General features: G+C 72.6%; 13 protein-coding genes. 4 read left to right on the forward strand and 9 right to left on the reverse strand.

The window, feature by feature from the left end:
• The first annotated feature begins 36 nt into the window (after nucleotides 1–36).
• On the forward strand, nucleotides 37–756 hold the full coding sequence (locus B6R96_RS13065) for a PspA/IM30 family protein (RefSeq protein WP_053168816.1): 720 nt from the start codon (nucleotides 37–39) through the stop codon (nucleotides 754–756).
• Nucleotides 757–848: 92 nt separating this feature from the next.
• Here the strand turns inward: B6R96_RS13065 and B6R96_RS13070 are convergent, their stop codons facing one another.
• The 7 genes from B6R96_RS13070 to B6R96_RS13100 all read right to left on the reverse strand — a co-directional run bounded on the left by B6R96_RS13070 (nucleotide 849) and on the right by B6R96_RS13100 (nucleotide 9,126).
• Nucleotides 849–3,458 (reverse strand): SpoIIE family protein phosphatase, encoded by a 2,610-nt coding sequence (locus B6R96_RS13070; RefSeq protein WP_384684838.1) that lies wholly within the window; start codon nucleotides 3,456–3,458, stop codon nucleotides 849–851.
• A 208-nt stretch (nucleotides 3,459–3,666) separates the two neighbouring features.
• Nucleotides 3,667–4,095 (reverse strand): ATP-binding protein, encoded by a 429-nt coding sequence (locus B6R96_RS13075; RefSeq protein WP_081522529.1) that lies wholly within the window; start codon nucleotides 4,093–4,095, stop codon nucleotides 3,667–3,669.
• A gap of 154 nt (nucleotides 4,096–4,249) precedes the next feature.
• On the reverse strand, nucleotides 4,250–4,672 hold the full coding sequence (locus B6R96_RS13080; RefSeq protein WP_030385842.1) for a (deoxy)nucleoside triphosphate pyrophosphohydrolase: 423 nt from the start codon (nucleotides 4,670–4,672) through the stop codon (nucleotides 4,250–4,252).
• 39 nt (nucleotides 4,673–4,711) lie between these two features.
• A complete protein-coding gene (locus B6R96_RS13085; protein WP_030385841.1) occupies nucleotides 4,712–4,897 on the reverse strand; it encodes an SPOR domain-containing protein in 186 nt (61 codons plus the stop codon).
• Between the two features lie 441 nt (nucleotides 4,898–5,338).
• The gene (locus tag B6R96_RS13090; protein WP_052873914.1) at nucleotides 5,339–6,091 is read right to left on the reverse strand and encodes a GntR family transcriptional regulator; all 753 of its coding nucleotides are present in this window, start codon (nucleotides 6,089–6,091) and stop codon (nucleotides 5,339–5,341) included.
• A 137-nt stretch (nucleotides 6,092–6,228) separates the two neighbouring features.
• On the reverse strand, nucleotides 6,229–7,398 hold the full coding sequence (locus B6R96_RS13095) for a DUF4190 domain-containing protein (RefSeq protein WP_159396321.1): 1,170 nt from the start codon (nucleotides 7,396–7,398) through the stop codon (nucleotides 6,229–6,231).
• Nucleotides 7,399–7,554: 156 nt separating this feature from the next.
• Nucleotides 7,555–9,126 carry a S8 family peptidase gene (locus tag B6R96_RS13100; RefSeq protein WP_081522531.1) on the reverse strand — a complete coding sequence of 524 codons (1,572 nt, stop codon included), beginning with the start codon at nucleotides 9,124–9,126 and terminating at the stop codon, nucleotides 7,555–7,557.
• 196 nt (nucleotides 9,127–9,322) lie between these two features.
• Here B6R96_RS13100 and B6R96_RS13105 point away from each other — a divergent pair, with 196 nt between their 5' ends.
• The 3 genes from B6R96_RS13105 (at nucleotide 9,323) to B6R96_RS13115 (ending at nucleotide 12,464) form a co-directional block, all read left to right on the forward strand.
• Nucleotides 9,323–10,450: a threonine synthase gene (locus B6R96_RS13105; RefSeq protein WP_081522532.1), complete on the forward strand. Its 1,128-nt coding sequence runs from the start codon at nucleotides 9,323–9,325 to the stop codon at nucleotides 10,448–10,450.
• Between the two features lie 188 nt (nucleotides 10,451–10,638).
• Entirely contained in the window at nucleotides 10,639–11,472 is an 834-nt protein-coding gene (locus B6R96_RS13110; protein ID WP_081522533.1) for an isocitrate lyase/PEP mutase family protein, read from the forward strand.
• Between the two features lie 44 nt (nucleotides 11,473–11,516).
• A complete protein-coding gene (locus B6R96_RS13115; protein ID WP_081522534.1) occupies nucleotides 11,517–12,464 on the forward strand; it encodes an EamA family transporter in 948 nt (315 codons plus the stop codon).
• Nucleotides 12,465–12,471: 7 nt separating this feature from the next.
• Here the strand turns inward: B6R96_RS13115 and B6R96_RS13120 are convergent, their stop codons facing one another.
• Both B6R96_RS13120 and B6R96_RS13125 read right to left on the reverse strand, forming a co-directional pair.
• Entirely contained in the window at nucleotides 12,472–13,251 is a 780-nt protein-coding gene (locus tag B6R96_RS13120) for a trypsin-like serine peptidase (protein WP_237291409.1), read from the reverse strand.
• Nucleotides 13,252–13,259: 8 nt separating this feature from the next.
• Nucleotides 13,260–14,273, reverse strand: a complete 1,014-nt coding sequence (locus B6R96_RS13125) for an alpha/beta hydrolase (RefSeq protein WP_237291410.1) — start codon at nucleotides 14,271–14,273, stop codon at nucleotides 13,260–13,262.
• Nucleotides 14,274–14,363: the final 90 nt, after the last annotated feature.

Consider the following 14,363-nt stretch of genomic DNA (forward strand, 5'->3'; position numbering starts at 1 on the left):
GCACACCCCATCGGACCCGACCAGGAGAGACCCACCATGAGCAAGCAGACGATCCTCGGCCGCGTCACCCAGCTCGCCAAGGCCAACATCAACGCCCTGCTGGACCAGGCGGAGGACCCGCAGAAGATGCTGGACCAGCTGATCCGCGACTACACGAACAACATCTCGGAGGCGGAGCAGGCCGTCGCGACGACGATCGGCAACCTGCGGATGCTGGAGGCGGACCACAAGGAGGACGTGGAGGCGGCCGCCGAGTGGGGCGGCAAGGCCCTCGCGGCGAGCAGGAAGGCCGACGAGCTGCGGGCGGCGGGGTCGGCGGGGGACGCCGACAGGTTCGACAACCTCGCGAAGGTGGCGCTGGGCCGGCAGATCCGGTCGGAGAAGGAGGCCGCGGTGGCGGAGCCGACGATCGCCGCCCAGACGTCGGTCGTGGAGAAGCTCAAGTCGGGCCTGGGCTCGATGCGGGACAAGCTGACGGAGCTCCAGTCGAAGCGCGACGAGCTGGTGGCCCGGGCGAAGACGGCGCAGGCGCAGAACACGATGATGGACGCGGTGAAGAACATCGACGTCCTGGACCCGACCAGCGACCTGAACCGCTTCGAGGAGAAGGTCCGGCGCGAGGAGGCGATGGCGCTGGGCAAGCAGGAACTGGCGGCCTCCTCCCTGGACGCCCAGTTCGAGGCCCTGGACGACCTCGACAGGGTCTCGGAGGTCGACGCCCGGCTGGCCGCCCTCAAGCAGGGGCGCGCGGCCTGACGGCCGGACCTTCCTGCCCCGGACCCGTCGGGTCCGGGGCAGGAAGGTCCGGGGCGGGCGGGTCCGGGGCAGGCCGTCACCCGCGGTCCCGCTCAGCCGTACATGCTCAGCAGCTGCTCCGCCGACAGTTCGGCGACGGCCTCGGCCGCCGCGCCGGGCAGCGGCAGTTCGAACCACACGGTCTTGCCGCGGTGGGTGCGCCGGGTGCCCCAGCCCGCCGAGAGCAGGCCGACGAGCTGGAGGCCGCGGCCGCCCTCGTCCGTGTCCCGGGCCCGCCGGCGGCGGGGCTGGACCAGGTTCGCGTCCCAGACCTCGCAGACCAGCGTGCGGTCCAGCAGCAGCCGCAGCCGGATCTCGCCCTCGCCGTACCGCAGGGCGTTGGTGACCAGTTCGCTGACCAGCAGTTCGGTCGTGTCGAGCAGGCCCTCCAGGCCCCAGGCCGGGAGCTTGGCCCGGGCCAGTTCCCGGGCGCGGCCCACCGAGCGGGCCTCGCGCGGCAGTTGCCAGTCGCCGACCGCGTCCACCGGCAGGCCCTGGACCCGTGCCATGAGCAGGGCGATGTCGTCCTCGCCGTGCCGGGTGTCGAGGGTGTTCAGCACGTGGTCGCAGACGTCCTCCAGTGGGCGGACCGGATCCGCGAGGGCCTCGCGCAGCCCCCGCAGGCCCTCCTCCAGGGGATGGTCGCGGGACTCGACGAGCCCGTCCGTGTAGAGGGCCAGCAGGGCGCCCTCCGGCAGGTCGACCTCGACCTCCTCGAAGGGTTCGCCGCCGACGCCCAGCGGCATCCCGGGCGGTACCTCCAGGAGCAGTGCGGGCCGCGGTACGCCGGCCTCGTCCGGGGGTTCGACCAGGACGGGCGGCATGTGGCCCGCGTTGGCGATCGTGCAGCGCCGCGTGACCGGGTCGTAGACGGCGTACACGCAGGTGGCGAGGTAGACCTCGGAGCGGTCCGCGTCCCGCGAGTGCAGGGCCGCCCGGGAGGCCTGCTGGGAGCCGCCGGGGGCGCCGAGCCCGCGGGCGATCTCGTCGAGTGCGGTCAGTACCTCCGCCGGTTCGAGGTCGAGCAGCGCGAGGGTCCGTACGGCGGTCCGCAGTTCGCCCATGGCGACGGCGGCCCGCAGTCCGCGGCCCATGACGTCGCCGACGACGAGCGCCGTACGGTGCCCGGGCAGCTCGATGACGTCGAACCAGTCGCCGCCGACCTCGGTGGCGGCGTTGCCCGGCAGGTACCGGCAGGCGATGTCCAGGCCGGCCGCCTCCGGGTCGCCGGGGGGCAGCAGGCTGCGCTGGAGGATCAGCGCCCGCTCGTGTTCGCGCCGGTACAGGCGTGCGTTGTCTATGCACACGGCGGCGCGTGCGGCCAGTTCCACGGCCACCGCCCGGTCGCGTTCGCCGAAGGGTTCGCTGCCCTTGGTGCGGGAGAACTGCGCGAGCCCGACCACCGTGTCGTGGGCGACCATCGGCACGACCAGCGTGGACTGGACGAGGTCCTCCGGTCCGCCGCCCTCGATCAGCCGCGGCCGTGCCGTACGCAGGGCCAGGGCGCCCGGGGACGCGGCCGGGTAGCGGTGGATGTCGCCGACGGAGACCAGCGCGCCCGGACCGGACAGCGGGGCGTCGGAGACGGCGGAGGCGAAGGCCACCCGGCGCAGGGCGGCCGAGGGAGTCCGCGCCGGGCCCTGGCCGGGCAGGCTGGGCACGCCCGGGCCCTGTGGTCGGGCGGGCCGGTCGTCGTCGCCGAGCAGCAGGCCCTGGTAGAGGTCGACGGCGGCCAGGTCGCAGAAGCCGGGGACGGTGACGTCGAGGAGTTCGCGGGCGGTGGTCTCCAGGTCGAGGGAGTTGCCGATGCGGTGCCCGGCCTCGTTGAGCAGGGCGAGGTTGCGCCGGACCCCGGCGGCCTCACGGGCGGCGAGGTGGCGGCGGGTGACGTCGGTGCCGATGCCGGCCACGCCGATGGGGCGGCCGCTCCCGCCGTGGACGCGGTAGAGGTTGATGGACCAGTGGCGGTTCTCCCGGCTGCCGGGGGTGGCGCCGGTGATCCGCAGATCGGTCACCGACTCTCCGGTGTCGAGTACCCGGCGCAGGGCATCGGCCATCCGGTCGGCCTCGTGCGCGGGCAGGTAGTCGTGCACGGTCCGGCCGCGGTGCTCCTCGGCGGCGCCCCCGAAGACGGTGGCGAACCGGCGGTTGGCCCGCTGGACGGTGAGGTCGGTACCGAAGAGCAGGAAGCCGAAGGGGGATTGGCCGAATATCGCCTGTGAGGCCGCCAGATCGGATTCGATCCGCCGCAGGGCGCGTACGTCCACGACGACACACAGCGCGGCTCGCTCGGCGGTCGCGGTCTGAGTGGGCATCACATAGATCTCGGCCACGCCGTGCGCGCCGTTCCCGCCCGGGATCCGGAAGGGGATCAGGCCCGTCCATTCCTTGCCGTCGAGGATCTCGGCGACCTTGCGGTGCGCGTCGGGACGCAGCTCGGGCGGCATGAAGGCGTCGACGGGGTCGCGTCCCACGGCCTGGGAGGCCGTCAGCCCGAACAGTTCCTCGGCGCGCAGACTCCATTGGTCGATGAACCCGTCGGGTCCGATCGAGAAGGAAGCAACCTTTATGTAGTCATATATCGAGCCAGGCGGACTGCTGTGCCACAGGGCGTCGTGCCATGTCTCTCGCGGCACGTCGGTCTGATGTGCCTGCGCAGGTATTTCGCTCACGCGACCGTCCCCTCCAGCTCACCGCAACCGGACCGGCCATGACCGAAGTATTCAGCACCACGGCCCCGGACGGCACGGCGTTCACGATCACAGCACGGTCTCGATGATTTCGAGCCATGTCGTGCGTTCTCCTCCGGACCCCTGCCCCGACTGCCGCCGGGAAGTGTTTCCGGAAGGTCACACACCACCGTTCACCTTGTTACTCACCAGGAAGAGCCAACTCGAACCACACAGTCTTGCCCGACTTCCCGTGGCGGGTTCCCCAGCGCTGTGAGGAGACGGCGACGAGGTGCAGGCCACGGCCCCCCTCGTCGTCGTGGTCCGCGACCCGTTCACGGGGCGGATCCGGAAGCGGATCGGAAACCTCCACGAGGAGGGCGGGCCCGGCCGAGGCGCTGTCGGCGGCCGGATTGCGCCGTTCCAGGCGGACGCCGATGGGGCCGGAGGCGTACCGCAGGGAGTTGGTGACGAGCTCGCTGACCAGCAGGACGGTCACGTCGCCGACGGATTCCAGGCCCCAGGCGTGCAGGGTGCCGCGCACGGCGTGGCGGGCGGTGCGGACGGCACCGGGCTCCGCGGGGAAGGCCCACTCGGCGCACTCACCGTCTGTGTCGATCACGCCGATCACTTCCCGGGCCAGCTGCGACCCCAGTCCGGTTCGTCGGGGACGAAAGGGGGACGAGATAGGGATTAATAGCGACATACCCGATATTCGGGGCGTCGTACCACTCGATCCCCCACCCACCGGCGCACTGTGGCGCAGACGGCCTAGACCGCGAGCGTCACGCGCCCCCACCACTGCCACGGCCGCCGTCCCGGAGCAGTCGGCGGCCGGCCTCGGCGACGGCGGGCCGGTCCTGGTCGAGCCAGTCCACCGACTCCAGCTCCTCCGGCCCGAGCCAGCGCAGCTCGTCGTGGTCCTCCAGCGGTGCGGGCACCCCCGAGAGCAGCCGGGCGGTCCACACGTGCAGGACGAGACCGGGCCGCAGCGGCCACTCCCCCGGGATCCGCTCCAGCGGCTCGGTCTCCACGCCGAGCTCCTCGCGCAGTTCGCGCACCAGCGCCTCGGGGACGGACTCACCCGGTTCGGCCTTGCCGCCGGGCAGCTCCCAGCGTCCGGCGAGCTCGGGCGGTGCGCTGCGGCGGGCGGCCAGCAGGCGCCCCTCATGACAAAGGGCTCCGCCCACGACCACTCGTACCGTCATGGGCGGAGCCTATGTCAGCGTCGTCAGGCGCTGCGACGCTCAGTTCATCGTGGCGGTCCGACCCATCCGCTCGACCCAGTAGAGCTGCTTGTGTCCTCGGTCGTCGAGGCTGTCGGCGACCTTCTGGGCCTCGGCCCGGGTGGCGTACCGGCCCACCCGGTAGCGGTTGCCGTTGTCGTCCTCACGTATGACCAGCCACGGAAGCAGGGCACCGCTGTCGTTCATCGCGTTTCACCCTCCGCCGACGTATCTGCCCGGGAAACCGCATTGCGCATATGCCCGAGCTTACGCCCGACCTTTACGGAGCGGATACGGTTTTTCACGAAGAGGTACCTCACAGGCGTACGCATCCGGCCATGCGTACGAGCGGGCCGTGCGCGCCGGTTCGAACGGGGCGCACAGGAGGCCCGGGCGGGGCCACCGCGCCGCCGCACCGGGGGCGTCCGCGCAGGTGGCGCCGAGGAGGCGGCGGGGCGTGCGGAACGGGCCCGGCCGTGCGGAGCGGGGCGCGGGTCCCGGCATGCGGACCGAACGGTCCGAGGACGCGGGGACCGGGGCGGCGCAGCCGATCACCATCGCGCCGAAACCCGCCGGGTGGACGGCGTCGCGCCGGGCGCGCGTGAACCCCCGGACAGCGCCCGGGGGTTCACGCGCCGGCGCGTGCGGCTACCGCACCGGAAGGTGGTACGCGAGGCGGTACCGGTCCGCCGGGACCACCACGTCGGCCGTCTCCACGGCCCGGCCGGACGCGTAGTAGGTGCGGCCGATCACCAGCACCACGTGCCCCGGGACCCCGCCGAGGAGCATGATCTCCTCCGCCAGTCCGGGCCGCGCGCCGACCTCCTCCACCACGTTGTCCACGACGACGTCGATCGCGGCCATCCGGTCGACCACGCCGGAGCCGCCCAGCGGCCCTTCCTCCGGCAGCATCACGGGGGTCCGGCCGGTCACGGCGAGCGGCTCCCAGGAGGTGGAGAGCATCATGGCCTCCCCCGCGTCCCGGAAGACGTACCGCGTGCGCATGACCCGTTCGCCCGGCTCGATGCCGAGCCGCTTGGCGATCTCCGTGGGCGCGCCCGTCTGCTCGCTGCTCGACTCCCAGGTGCCGCGCGCGCCCGCGTCGGCCTGTTCCTGCCGGAACGGCGTCGAGGCGCCGCCCGTGCGGTACCCGGCGCGGGCGACCCGCCGCGGGACCGGCTGTTCCCGTACGTATGTGCCGGATCCGGACCGGCCCTCGACCAGCCCCTCCGCCATGAGGACCTTGCGCGCCTCCAGAGCCACGGTGTCGGAGACCCCGTACTCCTCGCGGATGCGTGCCTGAGAGGGGAGCCGGGCGTGCGGGGGCAGAGAACCGTCGACGATCTTCCGTCGCAGGTCCCCGGCCACGCGCAGATAGGCCGGCTGCTCACCGAAAGTCACTGGCCACTCCCATCAGGTTGACAGACAGCTACACCCTGGCAACCGACGGTTGAAGACCGCAAGCAAGGGCCAGAGTTTCACCCGAAGTGATGAAGCCAGGTCACTCAAACCCGTTACCCTGCGTTACCCGGACGACGTCACACCGACTCGGCCGAGGGGCCGTCGAGGGACCCGTCGTCCCCTTCCTCCAGGTCGTCCTGACCGTCCTGCAGCCACTGCGGGATCACCGTCGAAAGCCCGTACGCACCGCGCAGTTCCTTCTCCGTCTCCACCGACATCGCGGCGAGCGCCCGGTCCCACTGCCGGTCGAACTCCTGCGCCGTCTTCGCCTGCGCGGCCCGCTGCCACTCCGCGCGCGCCGCCTCGATCTCCTTGAGCTGTGCCGGGGCCGCCTTCTCCAGCCCGGCCCGCGCCACGTCGCCCTGGAGGAGCTTGGCCTCGGTGCCCAGCGCCGCGCTCACCGCCCGCGCCCACGCCTGGTACTCGGGCAGCGCGTCCTCCACGTCGTCCTCGGGGGGCCGGCTCATCACGAACTCGACGGCGTTGACGGCCCGCAGGAAGGCCGACTGCTCGGGCTTCAGCATCCCCGCGTCCCGGCGCAGGCTGCCCCGCCACTCCTCGTCGGTCGTCCCGATCACGCAGAGCAGCACCCGGTCCCCCTGGTGCCAGGACTGGCGCGAGGGCGCGTAGTAGAACATCTCCGCGTACTCGGGGAGCGCCCACGTGTCCATCGCATACTCGTCCTGGGCCTTCCAGCACGCGTCCTCGGAGTCCCGGTCGGAGTCGGCCGACTCGGGTCCGTCCACCGTCTCCAGCACCTTCGACGCGGTGACCTCACCGTGGTGCACCTGCGCGCAGTCGATCCGGTAGGTCACCGGCCGCTCGTCGATCAGGTCACCGCCGGGAACGTTGAAGCAGTCGCCCGGCCGCAGGTCGCTCAGGTCCGTCAGGTCGCCCTCGACGTCGGCGTACTCGCTCAGCGGGGCGACCCGGTCGTCGACGGCCGCGAGGACCCGCTCCGCCGCGAGGACCAGGGCACCGGTCATCAGCACCGAGACCACCAGACCGGTGATCGCCATGGCCCTGCCCCGGTCCCCCCTCTTCGAGATCTGCACGAGCGCCGCGATGCCGAAGGCCACGCCGAGCGGCGGGAAGCACAGCAGCCCGGAGAGGAGCGAGGCGAGCGCGAAGCCGTTGAGCGCGGGCGGATGCTGGCCGTGGCCGGGCTGCGGACCCCAGCCCGGCCACGGGGACGGCGGGGGCCAGGAGTGGCCCGGTCCGGGAGGAGGGGTCGGCGGGGTGCTCACGGGCGTGGACTCCATCGCAGGGGGCATCGCGGGGCGCGCCCCGCGGGGCGCGAACGCATGCGCGAAATAGTACGCAGCGGGGGTGACCGGCCGACCGGTCACCCCCGCTGTTGCCCACGGCCCGTTCGGCGCCCGCGGGTCCCGCCGCTCAGGAGCTCAGAACTGCAGCGCCCAGGAGTCGATCTTCCCGGTGTCGCCGGTCGAGTTGTCGTTCACGCGCAGCTTCCAGACGCCGTTCGCCGTCTCCGCCGAGGCGTTCACGGTGAAGGTCCTGATGATGTTGTCGTCGCCGCCGTTGGCACGGTTGTGCAGCGTGTAGACGCTGCCGTCGGGCGCGACCAGGTCCACCTTGAGGTCACCGATGTACGGGTGCTTGATGTCGATCGGGACCTGCAGCGCCGACGGGGCGTTGCCCACGACACCGCTGACGGTGATGGACGACTCGGCGGTCGCGTTGTCGCCCACCGCCTGGTCGGCGGTGTTCTCGAAGCGCTTGCCCGGCGGGACGGGGCCCTGGGCGACGACGCGGAGCAGGCGGTTGGGGGAACCCGTACCGCCGCCGCCCACCACGTTCGGGGTGGACGAGCCGACCAGGGCCGTGGCCACCTGGGTCGGGGTGCTGGCCGGGTTCTGCGAGAGGTACACCGCGGCCGCGCCGGCCACGTGCGGCGTGGCCATCGACGTGCCGTTGATCGTGTTGGTGGCGGTGTCCCCGGTGCCCCACGCGGAGGTGATGGCGGAGCCCGGCGCGAAGATGTCCAGCACGGTGCCGAAGTTGGAGTAGCTCGCCCGCGCGTCGGTGCTGGTGGTGGCGCCGACCGTGATGGCCTCGGTGACGCGGGCCGGGGACTTGGTCGAGGCGTTGGAGGACTCGTTGCCCGCGGCCACCGCGTAGGTGATGCCGGAGGCGATCGAGTTGCGCACCGCCGCGTCGAGCGCGGAGTCCGCGCCGCCGCCCAGCGACATGTTGGCCACGGCCGGCTTGACGGCGTTGCGCGTCACCCAGTCGATGCCCGCGACGACCTGGGCCGTCGTACCGTTGCCGCTGTTGTCGAGGACGCGGACGCCGACGATCTTGGCCTTCTTGGCCACGCCGTACGAGCCGCCCGCGACCGTGCCGGCGACGTGCGTGCCGTGGCCGTGGCCGTCCTGGGCGGTGCTGTCGTTGTCGATGGCGTCGTAGCCGTAGGAGGCGCGGCCGCCGAAGTCCTGGTGGGTGATGCGGACACCGGTGTCGATGATGTAGGCGGTGACGCCCTCACCGGCCTTGTCCGGGTAGCTGTAGCTCTGGTTCAGCGGCAGCGCGCCCTGGTCGACACGGTCCAGCCCCCAGGACGGCGGGGTGGGCTGGGTGGTGCTGACGGTGAAGGTGCGGTTCTGCACGACCGACGTGACCGCCGGGTCGGCGGCGAGCTTCTTGGCCTGCGCCTCGGAGAGCTTGACGGCGTAGCCGTTGAGGGCGGCGCTGTAGGTCTTGTCGATCTTCGCGCCGTAGCGCTTCGCGACGGCCTGTCCGCTCGCGGCGGTGGACCGGGCCGCGGAGTCCTTCAGGGTCACGATGTAGCTGCCGGGTATGGACCCCGGGGCTCCGGCGTTCTGGACGACGCCGGCCGTACCGCCGCCGACCGCGGACGCGGGAAGCGCGGAAGCCGATCCGAGCGCGAGGGCCACGACCGCGGTCGCGCTGATGCCGGCGAATCTCCGGCGGGTGTGACGCATCACGGGCATGTGACGGTCCTCCTCCTAAGTGGTGCAATGCGAGGGGTGCGGCAGCGCCGCGAAAGCGTGGCCATGACAACCCGGACGGCCCAACGGGCTGCCGACTCCGAACGGTTGACCCACGTACGGAGCGTCCAGAAGGGAAGAACGGACGCGTAACATCCGTGCCATACACCGGCCATGATCGAGCGAAGGTGCTCCACACATGACGCACGCACCCCCCGGTTACGTCTGCTCAGAGGACGGTACACGCGCGGACGTCCGGACTGCGCCTTGGGGGTGCCCCGTCTGCGGCGGGCCCTGGGACCTCGATTTCACGCCGGATCCGGCCGCGGTGCTGGAACCGGCCGCGGGGCCGAATTCGCTCTGGCGGTACGGGTCCGTGCTGCCCCTGCCGGGGGCGTTCGGCGTCTCACTGGCGGAGGGACACACTCCGCTGGTCTCGCTGGCGGAGCGGATTCACGCCAAACTCGACTTCCTGATGCCCACCCTGTCCTTCAAGGACCGGGGCGCGGTGATGCTCGTGGAACTCGCCCGGCGGCTCGCCCCGGAGCGGGTCGTCGCGGACAGCAGCGGCAACGCCGGGACGTCGGTGGCCGCGTACTGCGCGCGGGCCGGGCTGGCGTGCGAAGTCTTCGTCCCCGAGGGCACGTCGGAGAAGAAAACGGCACAGATGCGGGCGCACGGGGCGGTGGTCCGCGTGATCCCGGGCGGTCGTGAGGCCGCGGCGCAGGCCGCCCGTACGGCGGCGGACGCGCCCGGGGTCTTCTACGCGAGCCACGTGTTCAACCCGTACTTCCTGCACGGGACCAAGACGTACGTGTACGAGGTGTGGGAGGAGCTGGGCGGCCGGCTCCCGGAGGCGCTGGTGGTCCCCGTCGGCAACGGCACCCTGCTGCTCGGGGCGGCGCTGGCCGTGGAGGAACTGGCTCGCCGCGGGGTCAGGCCGCCGGCCCTGATCGCCGTCCAGGCGGAGGCGGTGGCCCCGCTGGCCCGGGCGTTCGCGGCGGGCGCCGAGGACGCCGACCCGGTGGAGCAACGGCCGACCGTGGCCGAGGGCATCGCCATCCCGGCACCGCCCCGCGCCCGCCAGATCCTGGCCGCGGTCCGCAAGTCCGGCGGCACCTTCCTGACCGTCACCGACTCCCGGCTGCGCGAGGCCCAGCAGGATCTGGCCGGCCGCGGCCTCTTCGTCGAGCCGACGGCGGCGGCCTGCTGGGCCGCGGTGGGCCCCTCCGCCCCCGGCGACCCCCTCCAGGGCCGCACGGCGGTCCTCCCCCTCTGCGGCGCAGGCGCCAAATCCGACCCCACCGGCACCCCCTCCAGCGGGTGAGGCGCGGGCCCCCTCCAGCCCCACCGGCACCCCTCCAGCCCCGCCGGCGTTTGAGGCGCGGGGGCCCGGGGGCAGCGCCCCCGGCAACGGCGCCGCACCCACCCCCGCACCCGCACCCGCACCCCACACCGCACTACATGTCCGAAATCCGCGAGCCCCCGGCAGACCACGTCTGGTGAACTGGCCCCATGACCAACAACGTTGCTCCCGCCGCCAAGGCCACCGCCGCCAAGGCCACCGCGTTCGCGGCCCTGCACACCCCCACCGCCCCCCTCGCCCTCGCCAACGCCTGGGACGTCGCCAGCGCCCGCATCGTCGAGGCCACCGGCGCCCCCGCCGTCGCCACCACCAGCGCCGGCGTCGCCTGGTCCCTCGGGTCCCCCGACGGCGACGCGCTCGCCCGCGACCGGGCCCTCGACCTCGTCGCCCGGGTGGTCTCCGCCGTCTCCGTCCCCGTCACCGCCGACATCGAGGGCGGCTTCGGCGCCGACCCGGCCGCCGTGGGCGAGACCGTCACCGGGGTCATCGCCGCCGGCGCGGTCGGCATCAACATCGAGGACGGCCACCGCGACCCCGCCGAGCAGATCGAGCGCCTCGCCGCGGCCCGCGCCGCGGCCGACGCCGCCGGGGTACCGCTCTACATCAACGCCCGCGTCGACACCTACCTCCGCGGCTTCGGCGCGAGCGCCACCCGCCTGGACGACACCCTCGCCCGCGCCTCCGCCTACCTCCGCGCGGGCGCCACCGGCATCTTCGTGCCCGGCGTCCTGGACCCGGGCACCGTCGCCGAGCTGGCCAAGGGCATCGACGCGCCCCTCAACGTCCTGCTCGGCCCCGACGCCCCGACCGTCGCCGCTCTCGGCGCCCTCGGCGTGTCCCGCGTGAGCCTCGGCTCCTGGGTCGCCGAGGCCGCGTACGCCCTGGTCCGCCGCGCCGCCGAGGAGCTGATCACCGACGGCACGTACGGGGCGCTCGCGCACTCCCTCCCGTACAGCGAGCTGAACAGCCTGCTCAAGGGCTGAGACACCCGCGGGCCCGCGGGGCCCGACGACCCTAGGATCCGAACATGGGCACCTCAACTCCGGTGGACGGCAGGGCCGCCGCGGCCTCCGACGCCACGCGCGGCAGGACATCCGGCGCGGTCTGGGCCGCCCTCGCCGTCGTCTACGTGGTCTGGGGCTCGACCTACCTCGGCATCCGCATCGTCGTCGAGACCATGCCGCCCCTGCTCTCCGCCGGAGCCCGCTTCATCACCGCCGGCCTGCTGCTGGCCGCCGTCGTCGCGTGGCGGTACGGTCCGGCCGCGCTGCGCGCCACCCGCGCGCAGCTCGGCTCGGCGGTCCTGGTCGGCCTGATGCTCGTCCTCGGCGGGAACGGCCTGGTCGCCCTCGCGGAGACCTCGGTGCCCTCCGGTCTCGCCGCGCTGCTGGTGGCGGCGGTGCCGATGTGGGTGGTGGTGCTGCGGGCGAGCACCGGGGACCGGCCCCCGCGGAGCACCCTGGGCGGGGTGCTGGTGGGACTCGCCGGGCTCGCGGTGCTGACCGGCCCCGGGTTCAGCGGGTCGGTGCGCCTGTCGGGGGTGCTGCTGGTGCTGGCGGCTTCGGTCCTGTGGTCGCTGGGCTCGTTCTCCTCGGCGAGGCTGCCGCTGCCGGCCAATCCGTTCACGGGCAGCGCCTACCAGATGGTCGCGGGCGGGACCGCCGACGTGATCGTCGGCCTGCTGCGCGGCGAGCACCGCGGCCTGGACCCGGGGGCGTTCTCCACCGCCTCCTGGCTGGCCCTGGGCTACCTGGCCCTGATCGGCTCGCTCGTCGGGTTCACGGCGTACGTGTGGCTGCTGCGGGCCGCGCCGCTGTCGCTGGTGTCCACGTACGCGTACGTCAATCCGGTCGTCGCCGTCGCGCTCGGTGCGCTGATCCTCGACGAGGCCCTGACCTGGCCGATCCTGGTCGGTGGCGGGATCGTCGTGGTGGCGGTGGGCGTGATCGTCAGTACGGAGCGCGGCAGGAAGTAGGGCGCGCTCAGCCGCCCGCGGCCCGCTCGTACAGGGCCTTCGCGTGCTCGTCGAACAGTGCGGCCGTGGAGTCCACGTCGGTGTCGCCGCCGCTCAGCACCCCGATCAGCCGGCCGGCGGGGTCCGGCCCGCCCCGGTCGGCGATCCAGGGACTGCCGCTGGTCCCCGTCCAGAACCCGGCGCAGCTCATGTAGAGCATGTCGGGGTCGTCCTCGTCGTGGCGGGTCTGCGTCGTGCAGGAGACGGGCTTGTTCTGCGGATTGTGCTCGGACTCCGGGTAGCCGACGACGGTCACGTCCCGCTCGTAGCCGGAGGTCCATTCGGGTTTCGGGGCCTCGGCGCCGCCGCCGACCGCCTCCTGGACGCTGCGCCCGTCCTCGTCCGGCTCGATGGTGAGGAAGGCGAAGTCGGCGGTGTCCTCGCCCCATTTCGTCCAGCGGTCGTCCACGTGGATCGAACGGACCTTCCACACCCCCAGCGGCTGGGTTCCGGCGCCCTCGCCGGAGAAGGCCGGGGCGAAGGAGAGCTCGCCGATGGCCAGGCCGTCGTGGGCGACCTCGCCCGTGCGGCCGTCCTCGCCCGCGGGGGCCACGCAGTGCGCGGCGGTGGCGACGACGTTGCCCTTGGGGCTGTCGACGACGCTCGCCGTGCACCAGTGCTCGCCGCCCGCCATGAGCACGCCGACGGTGGGGAAGGGGAGCACCGGCCGGTCGCCGGGCGCCTTGATGAACGCGACGGCGCACAGCACCGCGATCCCGGCCGCGGCGGCGGCCGATGCCCCCTTCACCACCGTGCTCATCGCACGGCGGGATCGGGTGTCGGTCCCTTCATCACCTTGCTGATCCACTCCAGGGAGCCCTCCCTCATACCCCGCACGTACGACTTTCCGTTGTGCTCACCATCCTGGATCACCTGCAGCGAGGTGTGCACGGGGCCCTTCCCGAAGTCGTTCATGAACTTCTCGGCCTTGTCGCGGCCGGTCTCCGCCGTACCGATCTGGAAGTTGATGTAGACGTCCGGACCGCCGGCCGCGATCAGCTTCGCGGCGAGCTTCTCCGGGTTGTCCGCATCCATGGCCTGCGTGTTTCCCTTCCACAGCGGGGAGTCGGGGACGATGTCGACCCCGCTCGCGATGGCCGCCTTGAACCGGTCGGGGTGCTTCAGCACGTGCTTGAAGGCACCGAATCCGCCCGCGGAGGAGCCCATGAAGGCCCACCCGTCGCGGGAGGTCCAGGTCCGGAAATTGGCCTTCGTGAAATCCGGGATGTCTTCGACCATCCAGGTGCCCATCCTGGGCTGGCCGGGGATGTCCGAGGCGTCGAAGTGGTGCTTGGTGTCGGCGTTGTGCACCGGCATGATCAGGATGAAGGGCAGGCTCTTCCCGTCCTTGGCCCCGTCGCTCACGGCCTGCTGGAGGCCGAGCCCGGGACCGGTACCCCAGTAGTTGGTGGGGTAGCCGCGGCCGCCGGGCAGGGAGATCAGCACCGGGAAGCCGCTGTGGGCGTACTTCGGGTCGTCGTACTCCTTGGGTACCCACACCCACACGTCGCCCGTGAAGCCGGACTTCTTGCCGGTGAGCGTGGTCCGGCCGATCTGGGTGCCGTCCGGCAGCCGGTAGGTGCGGACGAACGAGGCCTTCGGCCCGGTAGGCATCAGCACCTCGGGCGGCACGTCGGCGGCGGCGACGGCCTTCTCCTGCACCTTCCCGAAGGAGACCGGATCCCCTATGTCCGAGAAGAGGCCGTACTTGTACGCTGCCGCTCCGCCCCCGGCGAGGGCGAGCGCGAGGCAGCCGCTGATGAGAGTCATGCGCAGGCGGTGGGGGCGACGGCCGCCCTCGGTCATGGGGCTGCCGTCGCCTTGCTGGTCATGCTGCACGGTTTTTGTCCCGTTCCTTCT

Source organism: Streptomyces sp. Sge12 (genome assembly GCF_002080455.1).
Classification (GTDB): domain Bacteria; phylum Actinomycetota; class Actinomycetes; order Streptomycetales; family Streptomycetaceae; genus Streptomyces.